18 protein-coding genes and 2 tRNA genes are annotated in these 20392 nt (G+C 71.0%); 4 read left to right on the top strand and 16 right to left on the bottom strand.

What is annotated here, in order from left to right:
* Positions 1-82 precede the first annotated feature (82 nt).
* Positions 83-979, top strand: a complete 897-nt coding sequence (cofC, locus tag AC1DV7_RS13895) for a 2-phospho-L-lactate guanylyltransferase (RefSeq protein WP_477597726.1) — start codon at positions 83-85, stop codon at positions 977-979.
* Between the two features lie 48 nt (positions 980-1027).
* Here the strand turns inward: cofC and murA are convergent, their stop codons facing one another.
* The 4 genes from murA to leuC all read right to left on the bottom strand — a co-directional run bounded on the left by murA (position 1028) and on the right by leuC (position 5640).
* Positions 1028-2344, bottom strand: coding sequence for a UDP-N-acetylglucosamine 1-carboxyvinyltransferase (gene murA, locus AC1DV7_RS13890; RefSeq protein ID WP_477597725.1), 1317 nt, complete (start codon positions 2342-2344; stop codon positions 1028-1030).
* Positions 2345-2456: 112 nt separating this feature from the next.
* Positions 2457-3212, bottom strand: coding sequence for an HU family DNA-binding protein (locus AC1DV7_RS13885; protein WP_477597724.1), 756 nt, complete (start codon positions 3210-3212; stop codon positions 2457-2459).
* A gap of 395 nt (positions 3213-3607) precedes the next feature.
* Entirely contained in the window at positions 3608-4201 is a 594-nt protein-coding gene (gene leuD, locus AC1DV7_RS13880) for a 3-isopropylmalate dehydratase small subunit (RefSeq protein WP_477597723.1), read from the bottom strand.
* Positions 4201-5640, bottom strand: coding sequence for a 3-isopropylmalate dehydratase large subunit (gene leuC / locus AC1DV7_RS13875; RefSeq protein ID WP_477597722.1), 1440 nt, complete (start codon positions 5638-5640; stop codon positions 4201-4203). Before leuC ends, leuD begins: the two co-directional genes overlap by 1 nt.
* 133 nt (positions 5641-5773) lie before the next feature.
* On the opposite strand from leuC, the gene AC1DV7_RS13870 reads away from it, so the two are divergent.
* Positions 5774-6517: an IclR family transcriptional regulator gene (locus tag AC1DV7_RS13870; RefSeq protein WP_477597721.1), complete on the top strand. Its 744-nt coding sequence runs from the start codon at positions 5774-5776 to the stop codon at positions 6515-6517.
* Positions 6518-6659: 142 nt separating this feature from the next.
* Here the strand turns inward: AC1DV7_RS13870 and AC1DV7_RS13865 are convergent.
* From AC1DV7_RS13865 to AC1DV7_RS13845, 5 genes are all read right to left on the bottom strand, one after another.
* Positions 6660-6735, bottom strand: a tRNA-Glu gene (locus tag AC1DV7_RS13865).
* Positions 6736-6842: 107 nt separating this feature from the next.
* Positions 6843-6914 (bottom strand) — tRNA-Gln (locus AC1DV7_RS13860).
* A 209-nt stretch (positions 6915-7123) separates the two neighbouring features.
* Positions 7124-8647: a glutamate--tRNA ligase gene (gene gltX, locus AC1DV7_RS13855; protein WP_477597720.1), complete on the bottom strand. Its 1524-nt coding sequence runs from the start codon at positions 8645-8647 to the stop codon at positions 7124-7126.
* Positions 8648-8721: 74 nt separating this feature from the next.
* Positions 8722-9492, bottom strand: a complete 771-nt coding sequence (locus tag AC1DV7_RS13850) for a fumarylacetoacetate hydrolase family protein (protein WP_477597719.1) — start codon at positions 9490-9492, stop codon at positions 8722-8724.
* Between the two features lie 82 nt (positions 9493-9574).
* A complete protein-coding gene (locus AC1DV7_RS13845; protein ID WP_477597718.1) occupies positions 9575-10528 on the bottom strand; it encodes a GlxA family transcriptional regulator in 954 nt (317 codons plus the stop codon).
* An 87-nt stretch (positions 10529-10615) separates the two neighbouring features.
* On the opposite strand from AC1DV7_RS13845, the gene AC1DV7_RS13840 reads away from it, so the two are divergent.
* Positions 10616-11557, top strand: coding sequence for a 3-methyladenine DNA glycosylase (locus AC1DV7_RS13840; protein ID WP_477597717.1), 942 nt, complete (start codon positions 10616-10618; stop codon positions 11555-11557).
* On the opposite strand, the gene AC1DV7_RS13835 is transcribed toward AC1DV7_RS13840, so the two are convergent.
* A complete protein-coding gene (locus AC1DV7_RS13835) occupies positions 11485-12207 on the bottom strand; it encodes a PadR family transcriptional regulator (protein WP_477597716.1) in 723 nt (240 codons plus the stop codon). The two genes, AC1DV7_RS13840 and AC1DV7_RS13835, sit on opposite strands and share 73 nt — an antisense overlap.
* Before the next feature lie 240 nt (positions 12208-12447).
* Here AC1DV7_RS13835 and argG point away from each other — a divergent pair, with 240 nt between their 5' ends.
* Positions 12448-13869, top strand: a complete 1422-nt coding sequence (gene argG, locus AC1DV7_RS13830) for an argininosuccinate synthase (protein ID WP_477597715.1) — start codon at positions 12448-12450, stop codon at positions 13867-13869.
* A 24-nt stretch (positions 13870-13893) separates the two neighbouring features.
* Here the strand turns inward: argG and cimA are convergent, their stop codons facing one another.
* From cimA to AC1DV7_RS13800, 6 genes are all read right to left on the bottom strand, one after another.
* Positions 13894-15474, bottom strand: coding sequence for a citramalate synthase (cimA, locus tag AC1DV7_RS13825; protein WP_477597714.1), 1581 nt, complete (start codon positions 15472-15474; stop codon positions 13894-13896).
* Positions 15475-15741: 267 nt separating this feature from the next.
* Positions 15742-16476 (bottom strand): gamma-glutamyl-gamma-aminobutyrate hydrolase family protein, encoded by a 735-nt coding sequence (locus AC1DV7_RS13820; RefSeq protein ID WP_477597713.1) that lies wholly within the window; start codon positions 16474-16476, stop codon positions 15742-15744.
* 7 nt (positions 16477-16483) lie between these two features.
* Entirely contained in the window at positions 16484-17251 is a 768-nt protein-coding gene (locus AC1DV7_RS13815) for a 3-oxoacyl-ACP reductase (RefSeq protein WP_477597712.1), read from the bottom strand.
* A gap of 11 nt (positions 17252-17262) precedes the next feature.
* Complete coding sequence (locus AC1DV7_RS13810; RefSeq protein ID WP_477597711.1) at positions 17263-18648, bottom strand: aldehyde dehydrogenase family protein; 1386 nt, start codon at positions 18646-18648, stop codon at positions 17263-17265.
* A 26-nt stretch (positions 18649-18674) separates the two neighbouring features.
* Positions 18675-20042, bottom strand: a complete 1368-nt coding sequence (locus AC1DV7_RS13805) for a glutamine synthetase family protein (RefSeq protein WP_477597710.1) — start codon at positions 20040-20042, stop codon at positions 18675-18677.
* A 28-nt stretch (positions 20043-20070) separates the two neighbouring features.
* Positions 20071-20392 (bottom strand): FadR/GntR family transcriptional regulator (locus AC1DV7_RS13800; RefSeq protein WP_477597709.1); only part of this gene is annotated, 322 nt, incomplete at its 5' end.

Here is a 20392-nt window from a genome sequence, read left to right as displayed (position 1 = left end):
GGTGGGCGGTCCGAGAGGTGCATCCTTTCGGCTCGCGGGGTCGGTGTCGAGCGACGCCGCCGGGACTGGGACGATCGTCGCGATGACCGCTGTTCCGACGACTCCCCCCGACTGGCACCTCGTGGTCCCCGTCAAGGGCGGGTCCGCCGCGAAGTCCCGGCTGCACCCTCCCGCGGGAGTGCCCCGCGCGGCTCTGGCCCTGGCGCTGGCCCGCGACTGCCTCACCGCCTGCGCCGAGGGTATGCCGCGTGGCCGGCTGTTCGTCGTCACCTCCGACCCCACCGTGGGAGCCATGGCAGACGCCCTCGGGGCGAGGGTCGTCCCCGACCCGGGCGACGGGCTCGACGCCGCAGTGCGCGCCGGGCGCGACGCCGTGGGCTCGGGCGCGGCCACTGGAACCAGCAGGGACGTTGCACCCTCGGTCGCCGTGCTGCTCGGCGACCTGCCTGCCCTGCGCTCGGGTGACCTGCGCGCGGCCCTGGGCGCTGCAGCGGCATACCCGCTGGCCGTGGTCCCGGACGCCGCCGGGACGGGCACCGTCCTGCTGACGGCGCTGGCGGCCCAGGTGCTGGAGCCCGCGTTCGGGGCCGGGTCTGCGGCGCGGCACGTCGAGTCCGGCCACCACCGCCTCGAGCTGGACCTGCCTCGCCTGCGGACCGACGTCGACGACGACCGCGACCTCGCCGCGGCCCTGGAGCTCGGCGTCGGGCCCGCCACGGCGGCCCTGCTCGGCGCGGCGGCTACGCTGCCGACCATGCAGGCCAGCGTGCACCGGTTCGAGGAGTCCAGCGGGGCGGGGTCGGTGCTGCTCGACGACGGGCTCGAGGTCGCCTTCGACTCCGAGGTGTTCGCCCGCAGCGCCCTGCGCCACGTCCGCCCGGGTCAGCGCGTGAGCATCGAGGTCAGCGGCTCCGCAGCGGCGCCCACCGTCACCCGGCTGTGGATCGTGGGCATCGGGGACGACCAGACCATCGGCTGAGCCGGCCGGCGCCGCGGCGCTGTGCGGACGCCGGCCGCCCCAGTGGGGTCAGCCCACCTCGTAGTCGGCGCCCAGGGCGTCGAGCTTCTCGGAGAACCGCTCGTAGCCGCGGTAGATGAGCTCGATGCCGTGCACCTTGGACTGCCCCTCGGCGGCGAGGGCCGCGATGAGGTAGCTGAAGCCGCCGCGCAGGTCGGGGACGGTGATCTCGGCGCCCTTGAGCGGCGTCGGGCCGGAGATGACCGCGCTGTGCCGGAAGTTGGTGCGGCCGAACCGGCACGGTGAACCGCCGAGGCACTCGCGGTAGAGCTGGATCACCGCCCCCATCTCGGCCAGCGCCTCGGTGAACCCGAGCCGGTTCTCGTAGACCGTCTCGTGGACGATCGACAGCCCGGTCGTCTGGGTCAGCGCCACGACGAGCGGCTGCTGCCAGTCGGTCATGAACCCCGGGTGGACGTCGGTCTCGAGGACCAGGGAGTTGAGCGTCTTGCCCGCGTGCCAGAACCGGATGCCCTCGTCGTCGATGTCGAAGTCGCCGCCGATCTTCCGGTAGACGTTGAGGAACGGCATCATCGCCAGCTGCTGGGCCCCGCGGACGTAGATGTCGCCCTTGGTCGCGAGCGCGGCGCAGGCCCACGACCCCGCCTCGATGCGGTCGGGGATGGCCGTGTGGTCGTAGCCGCCGAGGCGGTCGACGCCCTCGATCTTGATGGTGCGGTCGGTCTCGACGCTGATGATCGCGCCCATCTTCTGGAGCACCGCGATGAGGTCGAGGATCTCGGGCTCGACGGCCGCGTTCTGCAGCTCGGTGACGCCGTGGGCCCGCACGGACGTGAGCAGCACCTGCTCGGTGGCTCCGACGCTCGGGTAGGGCAGCTTGATCTTCGCGCCGTGCAGCCCCTCGGGCGCGGTGAGCCGCAGACCCTCGGGGCGCTTCTGGACGTCGGCGCCGAACTGGCGCAGCACGTCGAGGTGGTAGTTGATCGGGCGGTCGCCGATCCGGCAGCCGCCGAGGTCGGGGATGAACGCCTCGCCCAGCCGGTGCAGGAGCGGTCCGCACAGCAGGACGGGCACGCGCGAGGTGCCGGCGTGGGCGTCGATGTCGGCCACGTGAGCCTGCTCGACGTTGGTGGGGTCCAGCAGCAGCTCACCGTCGCGGTCGGTGGTGTCGACCTTGACCCCGTGGAGCTCGAGCAGACCCGTGACGATCTTGACGTCGGAGATCTCCGGGACGCCCCGCAGGCGGCATGGCCCCTCGGCCAGCAGGGCCGCCACCATGGCCTTCGAGACCAGGTTCTTGGCGCCGCGCACCTCCAGGTCGCCGACCAATGGTGCTCCGCCGTTGACTGTGAGGATGTTGGCCATGGCGCAAGCATCCCAAACACCGGCGGAGGCCGACACCCCGAGGGGTGCCGGCCTCCGTGGCGGGGGCGATCCGGGCTCCGGACAGCGTCCCCGTGGTGCTGGTCGGGCGCGGTCAGGCCTTCTTGGCCGTGCGCTTGGCGGCGGCCTTCTTGGCGGGAGCCGCCTTCTTGGCCGGGGCCGCCTTCTTCGCGGGAGCGGCCTTCTTGACGACAGCCTTCTTGGCCGGAGCGGCCTTCTTGGCGGGAGCAGCCTTCTTGGCGGGGGCGCTCTTGCTGGCCAGCGCCCTGCCGGCCGTGGACTTCTTCGCCGTCGAGGTCTTCTTGGTGGCCAGGGTCCTGGCGGCCGTCGTCTTCTTGGCCGGGGCCGCCTTCTTCGCGGGTGCGGCCTTCTTGGCCGGTGCCGCCTTCTTCGCGGGAGCCGCCTTCTTGGCCGGGGCCGCCTTCTTCGCGGGTGCGGCCTTCTTCGCGGGTGCGGCCTTCTTGGCCGGTGCCGCCTTCTTGGCCGGAGCGGCCTTCTTGGCGCCTGCCGCGGCGGCCTTCGTGGCGGTGCCCGCAGCCGCGCGGGCCCCGGCGACGGCAGCCTTCGGGAGGGAGCGCGGGTTCTTCACGACGTCCTTGAACGCGGAGCCGGCGCGGAACTTGGGAACGACCGTCTTCTTGATCTTCACGCTGGCGCCCGTGCGCGGGTTGCGTCCGGTCCGGGCCGCGCGAGCTGCCTGCTCGAACGTGCCAAAGCCGGTGATGGCCACGCTGCCGCCCTTGGCGACCTCGCGGATGATCACGTCGACCACCGCGGTGAGTGCATCGCTGGCGGCCTTGCGGCTGCCGAGACGGGCCTCGAGCTCCTTGATGAGTTCTGCCTTGTTCACGTCTTCCCCTCCACAGGGTTGGTGTCGTCGGACCCCTTAGTCCGGCAAGGTGAGCGGCCGGGCCACTGCCCGACTTGCGTCCGACGTTAGGGCTGTTGGCCGGGCGAGTCCACCATCCCGGCCTCCTGATCCTTTGTGTCGCAACGGAATCAGGCGCTTGGTGGCGACTCTGCGGAGGGCTGGCGACCCTCGCAGAGCCCCGCGGGGTTCAGGCACGAAAGGTGGGCCGCGACGTGCGATGTCGTTGTGCAGCAACGGATTTCGGCGACGCCATGCTGGTGTCAGCAGCCCCCTGAGCACACGACGAGACCCCCGACGCGGGGCGTCAGGGGTCTCCTGGGGCGATGGAGGGGGCCTTTCGAATTGCTCGCGTGCGTGTCGGCGCGCCGCGAGCGTCAGGCGACCGTCGTGGTGGGCTTGTATGACGGGCGGCGCGACTCGAACTCCGTCACGTCGGCCTCGTGGCGCAGCGTCAGGCTGATGTCGTCGAGCCCCTCGAGCAAGCGCCACCGGGTGTAGTCGTCGACCTCGAAGGGGGCCACGATGTCGCCGGCCGTGACGGTGCGTGACACCAGGTCCACCGTCACCGAGGCGCCCGGCTCGTTCTCGAGGTACTTCCAGATGAGCTCGATGTCGTCCTGGGCCACCTGGGCCGTCAGCAGCCCCTGCTTGCCGGAGTTGCCGCGGAAGATGTCGGCGAACCGCGACGAGAGCACCACTCGGAAGCCGTAGTTCATCAGCGCCCAGACGGCGTGCTCGCGCGAGCTGCCGGTGCCGAAGTCCTGGCCGGCCACGAGGACCGAGCCCGCGGCATACGAGGGGTTGTTGAGGATGAACGTCTCGTCCTTGCGCCACGCCGCGAACAGGCCGTCCTCGAAGCCCGTGCGGGTCACCCGCTTGAGGTAGACCGCCGGGATGATCTGGTCGGTGTCGACGTTGCTGCGACGCAACGGGACGCCGATGCCGGTGTGGGTCGTGAACTGTTCCATCAGAGGCTCCCGGGGGTCGAGTCCGCGCCGGCGGCGACGGGCTCGCGGTCGTCGAGGTCGGCGGGGCTGGACAGCGTGCCGCGCAGCGCGGTGGCCGCGGCCACGAGCGGACTCACCAGGTGGGTGCGGCCGCCCTTGCCCTGGCGTCCCTCGAAGTTGCGGTTGGAGGTCGAGGCGCTGCGCTCCCCCGGTGCGAGCTGGTCGGGGTTCATGCCCAGGCACATCGAGCACCCGGGCAGCCGCCACTCGGCGCCGGCTGCGGTGAAGACCTGGTCGAGGCCCTCCTGCTCGGCCTGGAGGCGCACCCGCGCGGAGCCGGGGACGACGAGCATGCGTACGCCCTCGGCGACCTTGCGGCCCTTGACGACCTCGGCTGCGGCCCGCAGGTCCTCGATGCGACCGTTCGTGCACGACCCGACGAACACGGTGTCGACCCTGATCTCGCGCAACGGGGTGCCGGCCGTCAGGCCCATGTACTCGAGGGCGTGCCGGGCGGCGGCCTTCTCGGTGTCCTCCATCGTCTCCGGGTCGGGCACGGCCGCGCTCAGCGGCAGGCCCTGGCCCGGGTTGGTGCCCCAGGTGACGAACGGCGTGAGCGCCCCGGCGTCGAGGTGGACCTCCGCGTCGAAGACCGCGTCGTCGTCGCTGCGCAGGAGCTGCCAGTCGGCCACCGCGGCGTCCCAGTCGGCCCCGGCCGGGGCGTGCTCCCGCCCCTTGAGGTAGTCGAAGGTCGTCTCGTCGGGCGCGATCATGCCGGCCCTGGCCCCGGCCTCGATCGACATGTTGCAGACGGTCATGCGGGCTTCCATGGACAGTGCGCGGATGGCACTCCCGCGGAACTCCAGGACGTAGCCCTGGCCCCCGCCGGTGCCGATCTTGGCGATGACGGCGAGGACGACGTCCTTGGCCGTCACGCCGGGCTGGAGCTCGCCCTCGACGTTGATCGCCATGGTCTTGAACGGCTTGAGCGGCAGCGTCTGGGTCGCGAGCACGTGCTCGACCTCGGACGTGCCGATCCCGAACGCGAGCGCCCCGAAGGCGCCGTGCGTCGAGGTGTGCGAGTCGCCACAGACGATGGTCATGCCCGGCTGCGTGAGGCCGCGCTGGGGGCCGACGACGTGCACGATCCCCTGCTCGGCGTCGCCCATCGGGAAGAGCCGGACGCCGAACTCCTCGCAGTTGCGACGCAGCGTCTCGACCTGGGTCCTGCTGACGAGGTCGGTGATGGGACCCGGCGTCGTGGGGACGTTGTGGTCCTCGGTGGCGAGGGTGAGGTCAGGGCGGCGGACGGTGCGACCCGCGAGCCGCAGCCCGTCGAACGCCTGCGGAGAGGTCACCTCGTGGATGAGGTGGAGGTCGATGTAGAGCAGGTCCGGCTCGCCCTCGGCGCGCCGGACCACATGCGCATCCCAGACCTTCTCGGCCAGCGTTCCTGACACGTCTCCCAGCCTCTCTCTCAGGGCAGCCTTCTGCCATGTCTCGTGAGCACGCCACTGTGCTGCGATCCCACGTTCGCACGCAGGACACGCCGAGGGATTTGCGTCTCATCGAATGAGACGTCAATATCATCCCATGGACAACACCAGTGGAGTCGGCGTTCTCGACAAGGCGGCCATCGTCCTGGGCGCCCTCGAGGCCGGGCCGTCGACCCTTGCGCAGCTCGTCACGGCAACCGGGTTGGCCCGCCCGACAGCCCATCGCCTCGCCGTGGCACTGGAGCACCACCGGCTGGTCACGCGCGACCTGCAGGGCCGGTTCGTGCTCGGGCCCCGCCTCGCCGAATTGGCCGCGGCGGCCGGTGAGGACCGCCTGCTGGCAGCGGCCGGACCGGTGCTCGGAGCCCTGCGGGACCACACCAACGAGAGCGCGCAGCTCTTCCGTCGCCAGGCTGACCAGCGCATCTGCGTCTCGGCGGCCGAGCGCCCCGTGGGCCTGCGCGACTCCATCCCGATCGGCGCCACCCTCTCCATGCTCGCCGGGTCGGCCGCCCAGGTGCTGCTGGCCTGGGAGGAGCCGGACCGCCTGCACCGCGGGCTGCACGGTGCCAAGTTCACGGCCACGACGCTCTCCGGCGTCCGCCGCCGGGGCTGGGCACAGAGCGTCGGCGAGCGCGAGGCCGGCGTCGCGTCGGTGTCGGCGCCCGTCCGGGGCCCGTCGGGCCGCGTCGTCGCCGCGGTCTCGATCTCGGGCCCCATCGAGCGGCTCTCGCGCCAGCCCGGGCGGCTGCACGCCGCCACGGTGGTCGCCRGCGCCAACAAGCTCACCGAGGTGCTCGCCCGGCACCACGCGCAACAGCAGCAGCAGAACCACGCCTGACCGCACCGCGCGCGCCCGCCGAGGGCGCGCGGGGTCCGGCGCCACGCGCCATACCTCGCCTGTCCCTGGCGGATGCGTAGCCGCGGGCGCCTGGCTGCGGGCACGAGTAAGGCCCCCGTCCGCTGGACGGGGGCCTGCTCTGTGGTAGCCCCGACGGGATTCGAACCCGCGCTACCGCCTTGAGAGGGCGGCGTGCTAGGCCGCTACACAACGGGGCCCTAGCTGGTTGCCTGTGCACTCTGCAGCGCGCAGGCAGCGGAGAGAACCATACCGGCAGGTGGTGGAAATCTCCGAATCGGCGTGTGCCACAAGGGCTGCGCCAGCGCTGGGGTACCAGGACTCGAACCTAGAATGACGGTACCAGAAACCGTAGTGTTGCCAATTACACCATACCCCAAGGGGGTATCACTTCCTGCGCGCCCGAAGGCCTTCAGGGAGTGAACCGAGACGCGATACTACCGGCCCCTCGGGCGCGTTCCCAAATCGGCCGTGTGCCGGGTTGTCCCGGCCCCGGCCAGCAGACCTTGCGTCAATCCGGACAGGGTGCAACCTGTCCGGATTTCGCCAACCCCTGCTAGCAGAGGTCAGGCACGCAGCGAGCGAGCGTCAGGCCAGCTCGTCGTGCAGCCGGTGGAGCCGCGCGAGCGTCGAGGTCTTGCCGAGGATCTCCATCGACTGGAACAGCGGCGGGCTGATCCGGGCACCCGACACGGCGGTGCGCAGCGGGCCGAACGCGAACTTCGGCTTGATGCCCAAGCCCTCGACGACCGCCTCGCGCAGCGCCGCCTCGATGACCCCTGCGGTCCAGCCGCTCTCTGAGCCCAGGACCCCCGTGCGCGAGTCGTCGACGTCCTCGAGCGTGGCGATGGCCGCACCGAGCACGTCTCGCGCGTCGTCCTTGAGCTGGGCCCTCGCGTCCTCGGCGATCTCCAGCTCGTCGTCGCCGACGAAGAACGGCCGCACCAGCGCGCTCGCCTCGGTCAGCAGAACCATGCGGGTCTGGATGAGCTCGGTGATCTTCTCGAGCCGGGCCAGCTCGCCGAGGCTCGGGTTGTCGCCGAGGACTCCCTCGGCCTCGAGGAACGGCAGCAGGCGCGACGCGAGCTCGCCGACCTCGAGCCCGCGGACGTAGACGCCGTTGAGCCAGTCGAGCTTCTTGAGGTCGAAGATCGGGCCGACCGGGTTGACCTTGCGCCAGTCGAAGTCCTTGCTGAACTCCTCGAAGGTGAACACCTCGACGTCGTTGCCCTCGGCGTCCTGCGCCGGCGGGTAGGCCAGGAGGGCGAGGAAGTTCACCAGCGCCTCGGGCAGGTAGCCCTGCTCCTGGAACCACGTCAGCCGCGCGGCGGGGTTCTTGCGCTTGGAGATCTTCGACTTGTCGGTGTTGCGCAGAAGGGGCATGTGGGCGAACTGCGGCGGCTCCAGCCCGAGGTCCTTGTAGAGCTGGATGTGCTTGGGGGTGCTGGAGATCCACTCCTCGCCGCGGACGACGTGGGTGATGCCCATCTCGTGGTCGTCGACGACGACGGCGAGGTGGTAGGTCGGGAAGCCGTCGCCCTTGAGGATCACCTGGTCGTCCGGTCGCGGTGCCGAGACCCGGCCGCGGATGAGGTCCTCGAAGGTCAGCTCGGCGTCGTCGGGGATGAACATTCGCACGACGGGCGTCTCGTTGAACCCGGGCAGCTCAGCCCGCTCGTCACGGGTCTTGCCGTGGCAGAGCCGGTCGTAGCCCGTGGGCTGCTTGAGCTTCTGCTGCATGTCGCGCATCTGCGCGAGCCGCTCGGTGGAGCACCAGCAGTGGTAGGCGCGGCCGTCGGCCAGCAGCCGCTCGACATACGGCCGGTAGGTCTCGAGCCGCTCGCTCTGCCGGTACGGCGCGAACGGCCCACCGACGTCCGGGCCCTCGTCCCACTGCAGCCCCAGCCAGTGCAGCGTGTCGAACACCTGCTGCTCACTGTCCGCGCGGAACCTCGCCCGGTCGGTGTCCTCGATGCGCAGGACGAACGACCCACCCTGCTGACGCGCGAACGCGAGGTTGAACAAGGACATGTAGGCCGTGCCGACGTGCGGGTCGCCCGTCGGGGACGGGGCGACGCGCAGGCGGGGGGCAGTGGTGGGCTTCTCGGTCATGGTGGTCCTGATTCTAGGAGCCGGTGCGAGAGGTGCCGTATGCCGCGGGGCCCGGCCCCACGGCATACCTCACCTCAGCGGCGGACGAACGGGTTGGAGAGCGTCCCGATGCCCTCGATCTCGACCTCGACCCGCTGCCCCGACTCGACCGGGCCGACGCCCGCCGGCGTGCCCGTGAGGATGAGGTCACCGGGGAGCAGGGTGAACGCGGCACTGGCGTGTGCGACGAGGGTCGCGACCTTGTGGACCATGTCGGCCGTGGTGCCGTCCTGGACAACCTCACCGTCGAGGCGGGTGCGGATCGAGAGGTTGTCGACGTCGAGGTCGGTCTCGATCCACGGGCCGATCGGGGCGAAGGTGTCGAACCCCTTGGCGCGGGCCCACTGCCCGTCGGAGCGCTGGAGGTCACGGGCCGTGACGTCGTTGGCGCACGTGTAGCCGTAGATGACGTCCTTGGCGCGCTCGGCCGGGACGTCCTTGGCGATGCGCCCGATGACCACGGCCAGCTCGCCCTCGTAGTGCACCTCCTGGGTCATCGCGGGGATGACCACCGGGTCGCCCGGTCCGACCACCGCCGTGTTGGGCACCAGGAACAACAGTGGGGTCTCGGGCACTTCCGTGCCCATCTCCTTGGCGTGGTCGGCGTAGTTGCGGCCGATGCCGATCACCTTGGACCGCGGGATGACGGGTGCGAGCAGCCGGACGTCCTCGACGAGAAGGGTCTCGCCGGTCAGCTCGATCTTCTGGTAGAGCGGGTCACCGGTGATCGCGGCGATCTTCTCGCCCGCCCCGTCGACCAGCCCGAAGGCCGGGTCCTCACCCGTGGTGTACCTCGCGATGCGCATGGCCCGAGCCTATCCGGGGCGCGGCGGGGCCCCTTGGGGCCTGGTGCCGGCGGGGTCGCTCAGCGCGTGGAGAAGGCGTCGCTCAGCGCGTGGAGAACTCGCGGCGGTAGCGCTGCGGGCTCGTGCCCACCACGGTCTGGAAGTGGGTGCGCAGCAGCGCCGCCGACCCGAAGCCCGCGTGGGAGGCGACCGACTCCACGGGCAGGTCGGTCTGCTCGAGCAGCTCGCGGGCCCGCAGCACCCGCTGCTGGACGATCCACTTGTGCGGCGTGGTGCCCGTCTCGGCGACGAACCGCCTCGCGAACGTGCGCTCCGACATCATCGCCAGCCGGGCCAGGTCGGGCACGGTGTGCGAGGCGTCGAGGTTGTCGGTGATGTGGTTGAGGACGGGCTGGATGCTCTCGCACTCGGTCTCGGGCACGGGCGACTCGACGTACTGGCGCTGGCCGCCGTCGCGCTGCGGCGGCACCACCATGCGGCGCGCGATCCGCGTGGCCACGGCGCTGCCGAGCTCGCGGCGCACGAGGTGCAGGCAGGCGTCGATGCCGGCCGCCGTGCCGGCCCCGGTGATGATTTGGCCCTCGTCGATGTAGAGGACGTCCATCGAGACCCGGGTGCGGGGGAAGCGTGCGGCGAACCGCTCGGCATACCGCCAGTGGGTGACCGCGGACTTGCCGTCGAGCAGGCCCGTCGCCCCGAGGATGAAGGCCCCGGTGCAGATGGACAGGATCGTCGCGCCCCGCGCGTGGGCCGCGCGGATCACGTCGAGCAGCTCCGTGGGGTACTCGTCACGGATGCCACCGGCCGGGATGACCACGAGGTCGGCGCCGACGGCGTCCTGCCAGGCGTGGGTCGGGATGAACATGCCGCCTGTGGTCGCTGCCACCGGCTCACCCGCGCGCTCACCACAGGTGATGAACTCGAACGGCGGTACGCCGTCGTCGGTGCGGTCGACGCCGAACACCTCACAGGCGAGAGCCATCTCGAACATGGCCATCGGGTTGCTCGCGATGGCGGCGATGGAGTGCAGGGCCATCCGGCCAGTATGGCAGGAAGCAGGGGGATGCGACAGGTTTCTGCCAGGACCAAGGTTCAGGGAGACCCTGCCCTACCCTTGACCGCGATGGACGTGAGGGTGCTGGCGCAGCGGGAGTGGGAGCGCCTCGAGGTTGCGCACGCCGCTCGGGCCGATGCCGCGACGGCAGCGCACCGCGGGCGACGGCACACGGGGGTCCCGCACCCGGTCGAGGACTTCCTCTTCACCTACTACCCCTTCAGGCCGGCACTGTTGCGCCGTTGGCACCCCGGCCCGGGCGTGCGGCTGGAGGGTGCCGCGGGTCTCGACCGGGCGAGCTGGCGGTTCTACCGCGAGGTGGGCTCCGACGTGGAGCTGGACCGCGCGGCATACCTCGAATCCCGTGGGGGCACGGTCGACTTCGTGCGGCGCCTCGTGTCGGCCACCCACGGCAGGCCGGCGCAGCTGGGCTGCTTCGGGCTGCACGAGTGGGCGATGGTCTATCGCCAGGCTGCCGACGAGGTGCGTCACTCGGCCTGGCCGCTGCGCCTCGGCGCGGACGGCACCGACGACGTCGTCGAGGGCCTGCAGCTCCGGTGCACGCACTTCGACGCGTTCCGCTTCTACACCCCGCCGGCGAGGCCGCTGAACGTGCTCCAGCCGACGCGCGAGGGCCAGGTCGCGCTCGAGCAGCCCGGCTGCCTGCACGCCGGCATGGACCTCTACAAGTGGGCGATGAAGCTCGCGCCCGCCGTGCCCGGCGACCTCGCGCTCGACTGCTTCGACCTCGCGCGCGAGATCCGCGAGCTCGACATGCGCGCCTCGCCCTACGACCTCGCGGCCCTGGGCTACGAGCCCGTCCGGATCGAGAGCCCCGCCGGCCGGGCGGAGTATGCCGCCGCGCAGCGCGACTTCGCGGCACGCAGCCAGGGCCTGCGGGAGAGACTCCTGCAGGCCCTGGAGGTGGTGGTGGACGGCTACTCCGTCGGCGCGTCCGCGGTCGCGGCGTCCTCGGAGGCGCCGGTCGGCTCCTCGGAGAGGATCCGATAGAGCGAGCGTCGCGCGTCGGCGAGCACCTGCTGCGCGGCCTCGAGCTGGTCCGGGTGGCCGGCGACGACCACCTGCTCGACGGCCACCGCGAGCTGACCGAGCTCGCGGCGCATCTCGCGGAAGCCGCGACGGGGGGTCGTGGCCGCCTGGAAGGCCTGGGCCAGCTCGTCGGCGTGGGCGTCGGCATAGGCGCGTCCGTCCTCGGTGAGGGCGAACACCTTGCGGCGCGGGTCGTCGTCCGAGGTGTCGGGGGCGATCAGCCCCTCCTCGTCGAGCGCCCGCAGCGCCGGGTAGACCGAGCCGGGGCCGGGCTGCCACGAGGCGTCCGACCGCTCGGCGATGGCGGTGATGATGCCGTAGCCGTTCATGGGCTCCTCGGCGAGCAGCGCGATGATCGCCCGGCGGACGTCACCGCGACGCCCGCGGCGCGGACCGCGCTCGCCGCCGCGCGGGCCATGCCCGCCGAAGCCGCGACCGAAGTCGGGGCCGGGCCCGAAGCCCGCGCCGGGGCCGAAGCCGGGACCGAAGCCGGGCCCCCCGGCGACGTCGCCGTGGTGGCCACGGCCGCGTGGGCCGCCCCGACGGGGCTGGTCCAGGGCGATCGTGAGGTTGAGGTGGTTCCTGTGGTTCTGGTGGTTCATGCGGTTCATGGGTTTCTCCAAGGGTGTGGGGTGCGGGCGCCGTCACTCTCACGGACAGCTCTTCACTCGCACCATCGGCGATCTCTCGTCGATATATCGAAATCATGAACCTATCGATATATCGATGTCAAGTCCGGGACTCACCGGCGACGCTGGCATCCCTCACCCGCCGCGGTCCCCGGCGCACTGCGGCGGCCACGGACCGGACCCGTGTACGGCCCCGCGCAGCGCCCCGTAGGCTGACCTACCGTGTCTAAGGTTCTGACGTCCCTGCCTGTTGGTGAGCGTGTCGGGATCGCCTTCTCGGGCGGTCTGGACACCTCGGTCGCCGTTGCGTGGATGCGCGAGAAGGGGGCGATCCCCTGCACCTACACGGCCAACCTCGGCCAGTACGACGAGCCCGAGATCGACACGGTCCCGGCGCGCGCGGGCGAGTACGGCGCCGAGCTGGCCCGCCTCGTCGACTGCAGGGCCGCCCTCGTCGAGGAGGGGCTGTCCGCCGTCGCGTGCGGCGCCTTCCACATCCGCAGCGGCGGCAAGACCTACTTCAACACCACTCCCCTGGGCCGTGCCGTCACCGGCACCCTGCTCGTGCGGGCCATGAAGGACGACGGCGTCGACATCTGGGGCGACGGCTCGACGTTCAAGGGCAACGACATCGAGCGCTTCTACCGCTACGGCCTGCTCGCCAACCCCTCGCTGCGGATCTACAAGCCGTGGCTCGACGCCGACTTCGTGGGCGAGCTCGGTGGCCGCCACGAGATGTCACAGTGGCTCACCGCCCGCGACCTGCCCTACCGTGCGAGCGCCGAGAAGGCCTACTCCACGGACGCCAACATCTGGGGCGCCACGCACGAGGCCAAGACGCTGGAGTTCCTCAACGAGTCCATGGAGATCGTCGAGCCCATCATGGGCGTGCGGTTCTGGGACGAGTCGGTGTCCATCGCCTCCGAGGACGTCCGGGTCCGGTTCGAGCAGGGGCGCCCGGTCGCCATCAACGGCAACGACTTCGGCGGTGACGCGGTCGCCCTCGTCGACGAGGCCAACCGCGTCGGCGGTCGCCACGGCCTGGGCATGTCCGACCAGATCGAGAACCGCATCATCGAGGCCAAGTCCCGTGGCATCTACGAGGCTCCGGGGCTGGCGCTGCTGCACCTGACCTACGAGCGGCTGCTCAACGCGATCCACAACGAGGACACCGTCGCCAACTACCACGCCGAGGGCCGCCGGCTGGGCCGGCTGCTCTACGAGGGCCGCTGGCTCGACCCGCAGTCACTGATGCTGCGCGAGTCGCTGCAGCGCTGGGTCGCGTCGGTCGTCACGGGCGAGGTCACCGTCCGGCTGCGCCGCGGCGACGACTACTCGATCATCGACACCCAGGGCCCCGCGTTCAGCTACCACCCCGAGAAGCTCTCGATGGAGCGCACCGAGGACGCGGCCTTCGGCCCCGTCGACCGCATCGGCCAGCTGACCATGCGCAACCTCGACATCGCGGACTCCCGGGCCAAGCTCGAGCAGTATGCCGCGCAAGGCCAGCTCGTCGCCCGTCACCAGGACCTCGTGGGCGACCTCGAGCCCGGCGGCGCCAGGGCGATCTCCTCGAACCCGCGTGCGGCGCAGGGCGACGACGACGCGCTCGACCGCGCCGCCATGGAGTCCGGCACCGACTGACGCCACTCGGCGCAGGCCGAGTGCTCAGCGGACGGGCACGCCCGCGCGGACGAGGCCGTAGGTCACGCCGTCGACGAGGGCCTGCCACGAGGCCTCGATGATGTTGCCGGCAACGCCGATGGTCTCCCACGACGTCGAGCCGTCGGAGGTCTCGATGAGCACCCGCGTGACGGCATCGGTGCCGTGCGCGGCGTCGAGGATGCGCACCCGGAAGTCGATGAGCTCGAGCTTGTCGAGCTCGGGGTAGGCCGGGGCCAGCGCCTGCCGCAGCGCGTGGTCGAGGGCGTTGACCGGTCCGTTGCCCTCACCGGTGGCGACGACGCGCTCTCCCCCGGCGACCACCTTGACGGTCGCCTCGGACAGGGCGTTGCCGCCCCCTCGCGCGTCGGTGATGACGCGCCAGGACTCGGTCTCGAAGAAGTCGTAGCCGTGGCCGTCGACCTCACGCCGCAGCAACAGCTCGAAGGACGCGTCGGCGGCGTCGAAGGTGTAACCGCGCAGCTCGAGGTCCTTGACCTTGGCGAGCACCCGGGTCAGCAGCTCGTTGTCGCCTGACAGGTCGTAGCCGAGCTCGCGCCCCTTGAGCTCGATGCTGGCGCGACCGGCCATGTCGGACACCAGCATCCGCATGTCGTTGCCGACATACTGCGGGTCGGTGTGCTGGTAGAGGTCGGGGTCGACCTTGATGGCGCTGGCGTGCAGCCCGGCCTTGTGCGCGAAGGCGCTCGCCCCGACGTACGGCTGGCGCGAGTAGGGCGGCACGTTGGTGATCTCGCTGATGCTGTGCGCGATCCGGGTCGCGTCGCGCAGCCGCCCCGCCTCGAGCAGCGGCAGGCCACGCTTGATCTGGAGGTTGCTCACGACGGTGAGCAGGTCGGCGTTGCCGGTGCGCTCCCCGTAGCCGTTGATGGTGCCCTGGACGTGCGTGGCGCCGGCGTCGACGGCCGCCATCGAGTTGGCCACCGCGCACCCGGTGTCGTTGTGGCAGTGGATGCCGACCCTCGCGCTCGTCGCCGACACCGCGTCGGCGACGACATCGGAGATCCGGTCCGGCAGCATGCCGCCGTTGGTGTCGCACAGGGCGACCACCTCGGCACCGGACTCCATCGCGGCAGAGATGACCTCGAGCGCATAGGCGCGGTCCGCGGCGTACCCGTCGAAGAAGTGCTCGGCGTCGAGGAACACCCGCCGGCCCTCACCCGCGAGGAACGACACGGTGTCGCGCACCATGGCGAGGTTCTCCTCGAGCGTGGTGCGCAGCGCCGACTCCACATGGCGCACATGGGATTTCGCGACGAGGGTCACGACCGGCGCCTGGCTGTCGAGCAGGGCGCGGACGAGCGGGTCGTCGGCCGCGCGACCGCCGACCCGCCTGGTCGCGCCGAACGCCGCGAGGGTGGCGTTCTGCAGGTTGAGCTCGGTCGCGGCGCGGGCGAAGAACTCGGTGTCCTTGGGGTTCGCGCCGGGCCAGCCACCCTCGATGAAGCCGACTCCGAGCTCGTCGAGGTGCGCCGCAATGGCGAGCTTGTCCGACACGGAGAGGTTCAGCCCCTCTTGCTGCGCGCCGTCGCGCAGGGTGGTGTCGTAGACGTGCAGGTCGCTCATCGTGGTCATTCCTCGCCGAGTCGTCATCGCTGTCCTGGTGGTCATTGTCCCCGGTGTCGCGCCCCGCTGCCCGGCTGGGGTGTGCTGGCAGTGGCCTCTCCACGCATCCGAAAATGCGAAAGACCCCCCGGGTACGGGAGGTCTGCGCGACGAGGGGGTCTCGTCGCGCTAGTCGATAATCACCATGGCGGTAGCCACGTGCCAGGACGTCACGGGATCACTGTGACAGGTCGCGTCCACGCGTTGAACCCCGAGTCCGCATCGTGGTCACACTCCCGAGTCCGCCGCCCGGCGCTCACGGGCCGCCTGCACCAGGGCGTCGAAGAGCCTCGGGTCGTCGCCCACCTCGGGGTGCCACTGAACGCCCAGCCGGAACCGCGCAGACGGGTCCTCCATCGCCTCCAGCGTGCCGTCGTCCGCCCACGCCGCGGGGGTGAACCCCGGATGGCTCAGCACCGACTGATGGTGGTAGCTCGGCACGTCGGCGGCGTCACCGAGCACGGTCGCCAGCCTGGTGCCGGACACCGTCGTGACCGGGTGCCGCCCGTAGACGGCGACACCGGGTGAGTGGTCGACGTGCCCGACTCGGTCGGGGACGTGCTGCTCGAGGGCTCCCCCGGCCGCGACCGCCATCACCTGCATGCCCCGGCAGATCCCGAGCAACGGCAGGTCGGCTGCGGCCGCTGCCGTCGCGAGCGCGATCTCCATGGTGTCCCGGTCGTGCCGTGCCTCCTGGACGTCGGGGTGGCGGTCGGCCGCGGCATACCGGTCCGGGTCCACGTCCGCGCCACCGGCGATGATGAGCCCGTCCAGCCGTGACACCAGGTCGTCGGCGAGCTCGGGGGCACCGTCGGTGCGGGGAGGGATGACCAGGACGGCTCCCCCGGCCTCCTCCACCTTGCGGACGTAGTCGTGCGGCAGGACGACGCTGGTCACGTCCTTCCAGTCGCCCCGGCTGGTGGGTTCGACGTAGCAGGTGATCCCGATGAGTGGTCGTGTCACCGTGACCTCACAGCGGGGTGACGTACGCGCCGGAGATCCCTCCGTCGACCAGGAAGGTGGAGGCCGTCATGAAGCTCGACTCGTCGGACGCGAGGAAGAGCACGGCGTTGGCCATCTCCTCGGGCTCTCCGAAGCGACCCATCGGCACGTGGACCAGCCGCCGGGCAGCGCGCTCCTCGTCCTTGGCGAACAGCTCCTTGAGCAGCGGGGTGTTGACCGGTCCGGGACACAGCGCGTTGACCCTGATGCCGTTGCGCGCGAACTGCACCCCGAGCTCCCTCGTCATCGACAGGACGCCACCCTTGCTGGCGCTGTAGGAGATCTGCGACGTGGCCGCCCCCATGACCGCGACGAAGGAGGCGGTGTTGATGATCGACCCCGACCCCTGCTCGAGCATGTAGGGCAGGGCGGCCTTGCAGCACAGGTAGACGCTGGTGAGGTTGACCTCCTGCACCCGTCGCCAGGCATCGAGGTCGGTGTCGAGGATCGAGTCGTCCTCGGGCGGGCTGATGCCGGCGTTGTTGAACGCGATGTCGAGGCGCCCGAACCGCTCCTTGGCGGTGGCGAACAGTCGGTCGACGTCGTCCTTGTCGGCGACGTCGCAGTGGACGTAGGCGCCCCCGATCTCCTCGGCCAGCGCCTCACCGGCACTGTCGTCGAGGTCACCGACGACGACCTTCGCACCCTCCTGTGCGAACCGGCGAACGGTCGCCAGGCCGATGCCGGAGCATCCCCCGGTGACGACGGCCACCTTGCCGTCGAGCCTGCCTGCCATGTGAAGTCCTCTCAGGGTGTGGTGGAGATGCTGTGGTTTGAAAAGAACACGTTCTTGACGTCCGTGAAGGCATCGAGGGCGTCTGGACCGAGCTCGCGCCCGATCCCGGACTGCTTGAAGCCGCCGAACGGGGTGGAGTACCGGACGCTGCTGTGCGAGTTGACGGACAGGTTGCCCGCCTCGACCCCGCGGGCCACCCGCAGGGCGCGCCCCACGTCGCGGGTCCAGATCGAGCCGGAGAGCCCGTATGCCGTGTCGTTGGCCTTCGCGACCGCGTCGGCCTCGTCGTCGAAGGGCATCACGGCCACGACGGGTCCGAAGACCTCCTCCTGCCAGACGCGGTCGGTCGTCGACCGCGGGAGCACGACGGTGGCGGGGTACCAGTACCCGTCGCCCGTGGGTGCCTCACCGCGGAAGGCGATGTCGACGTCCTCGGCGGCGCCCTCGACGAAGGACCTCACGGTGTCACGCTGGCCGGCGCTGATGAGCGGCCCCATCTCGGTGGCCTCGTCGCCCGGATCCGCCACCACGACCCCCTTGACGGCCGGCTCGAGCAGCTCCATGAACCTGTCGAAGACGCTGCGCTGCACCAGGATCCGGCTGCGCGCGCAGCAGTCCTGGCCGGCGTTGTCGAAGACGCCGTAGGGGGCGGTCGCTGCCGCGGTCTCGAGGTCGCAGTCGTCGAACACGATGTTGGCGCTCTTCCCTCCCAGCTCGAGGGTGATCCTCTTGACCTGGTCGGCGGCCCCGCGCATGATCCGCTGCCCCACGGCCGTCGAGCCGGTGAAGCACACCTTGCGCACCGCCGGGTGGGTGACGAAGCGCTCCCCCACGACCGACCCCTTGCCCGGGATGACGGTGAAGACGCCCTCGGGGATCCCCGCCTCGAGAGCGAGCTCGCCGAGCCGGATGGCGGTCAGCGGGGTCAGCTCGGCGGGCTTGAGGACCACCGTGTTGCCGGCCGCCAGCGCGGGGGCGAACCCCCAGCCTGCGATGGGCATGGGGAAGTTCCACGGGACGATGATGCCGACGGTGCCGAGCGGCTCCTTGAAGGTCACGTCGATCCCGTCGGCCACGGGGATCTGCCGGCCGAACAGCCGCTCGGGAGCCGCTGCGAAGTAGGCCAGGACGTCGCGGACGTTGCCCGCCTCCCACCGTGCGTTGCCGATCGTGTGGCCGGAGTTGGCCACCTCGAGCTGCGCGAGCTCCTCGAGGTGGGCGTCGACCTGCTCGGAGAACCGCCGGAGCAGCCGTCCGCGGTCCGCCGGAGCGACTGCCCGCCACGCGGGGCCGGCGGCCTCGGCAGCCGCGATCGCGGCGTCGGTCTGCTCGACGTCGGCCAGCGGCACCTGGGCCACGACGGCCTCGGTGGCCGGGTTGAGGACCTCGTGCTGCATGGGTTCTCCTGCTACGCCCGGAGCTGTCACAGCCGCTCGAACCCCCTGATCCGCTCCCAGTCGGTGACGGCGGCGTTGAAGGCGGTCAGCTCCACCTCGGCGGCGTGCGAGTAGTGGTCGACGACGTCGTCACCGAAGGCCGCGCGGGCGATGGCCGAGCTCGAGAACAGGTCACGTCCCTGGCTGAGCAGGTACGGCACCCGCGCCTTGTCGGACACGTAGGCGTTGCCGGTGAGCGCGGGCTCGAGGGGCAGCTCCTCGCGGATGCCGTGCAGCCCACCGGCGAGCATGCCTGCCACCGCGAGGTACGGGTTCACGTCGCCACCGGGGACGCGGTTCTCGACGCGCAGCCCGGCGCCGTGGCCGACCACCCGCAGTGCACACGTGCGGTTGTCGGTGCCCCACGCGATCGCCGTCGGGGCGAACGAGCCGGGCTGGAACCGCTTGTAGGAGTTGACGTTCGGCGCGTAGAGGAGGGTGAACTCCCGCATGGTGGCCTGGATGCCCGCCACGAAGTGCTCGAAGAGCTGGCTGCGGCCGCCGTCCCGCTCGTCGTCCGCGAAGACGATCTCGCCGTCCGTGCCTCGTAGCGACAGGTGGATGTGGCACGAGTTGCCCTCGCGCTCGTCGAACTTGGCCATGAAGGTCAGGGACTGCCCGTGCTTGGCGGCGATCTCCTTGGCGGCGGTCTTGTAGACCACGTGGTTGTCGCAGGTGCGCACCACGTCGTCGTAGAGGAAGGCGATCTCGTGCTGGCCGAGGTTGCACTCTCCCTTCGCGCTCTCGACGGTGACGCCGCCGGCATACATCTCGTTGCGGATGTCGCGCAGCAGGGGCTCGACCCGCGTCCCCCCGAGGATGGAGTAGTCGACGTTGTAGCGGTTGGCCCCGGTGAGCCCCTGGTAGCGCCGGTCCCACGCCTGCTCGAAGGTCTCCTCGAACACGATGAACTCGAGCTCGGTCCCGGTGAGCGCGACGAACCCCAGCTCCGCAGCGGCGTCGACCTGGGCCTTCAGCACCGACCGCGGCGACTCGCGCACCAGGCCGGTGCCGTCGAGCCAGGACAGGTCGCACTGGACCGTGGCGGAGTACGGCTGGCCGGGCGTGCGACGCAGGGTCCCGAGGTCGAGGTCGAACATCATGTCGCCGTAGCCGCGCTCCCACGAGCTGATGGCGTACCCGTCGACGGTGTTCATGTCGACGTCGACCGCGAGCAGGTAGTTGCACCCCTCGGTGCCGTGGCCAAGCACCGAGTCGAGGAAGAACTGGGCGTGGATCCGCTTGCCCTGCAGGCGTCCCTGCATGTCGGTGAACGCGACGATCACGGTGTCGATCGCCCCGGTGGCGATGTCGGCACGCAGTTCCTCGACCGTGAGCTGCGGTGGAGCGGTCATGCGGGTCTCCTGGTGTCTCGAGCGGTCGTCATCCGATGAGTCCCCGCAGCAGCGCGGCGGTGGCGTCGCAGTGCTCCTCCATCGCCTCCCTGGCCCGGGGGCTGTCGCCGTCGAGGATCGCCCGGACGACGGCGTCGTGCTGGTCGTTGGAGTGCGCGATGTTGGTCGGCAGCACCGGGATCGCGGAGAGGAGTTCGTTGAGGGCGGCCTGCGCCCGGGTCACGGCCTCGATGAGCATCGGCGACCCCGAGAGCGTGGCCACGGCCAGGTGGAACCGACTGTCGGCCAGCCGGTGGGCCGCGTTGTCGGGGGCCTCTCGGGCTGCGAGCGCGCTCTCCACGAGCCAGGCC

This window comes from Pedococcus sp. P2_E4, assembly GCF_056403935.1.
The sequence above is the reverse complement of the archived record's forward strand: the minus strand, read 5'-3'. Positions and strand labels throughout refer to the sequence as shown.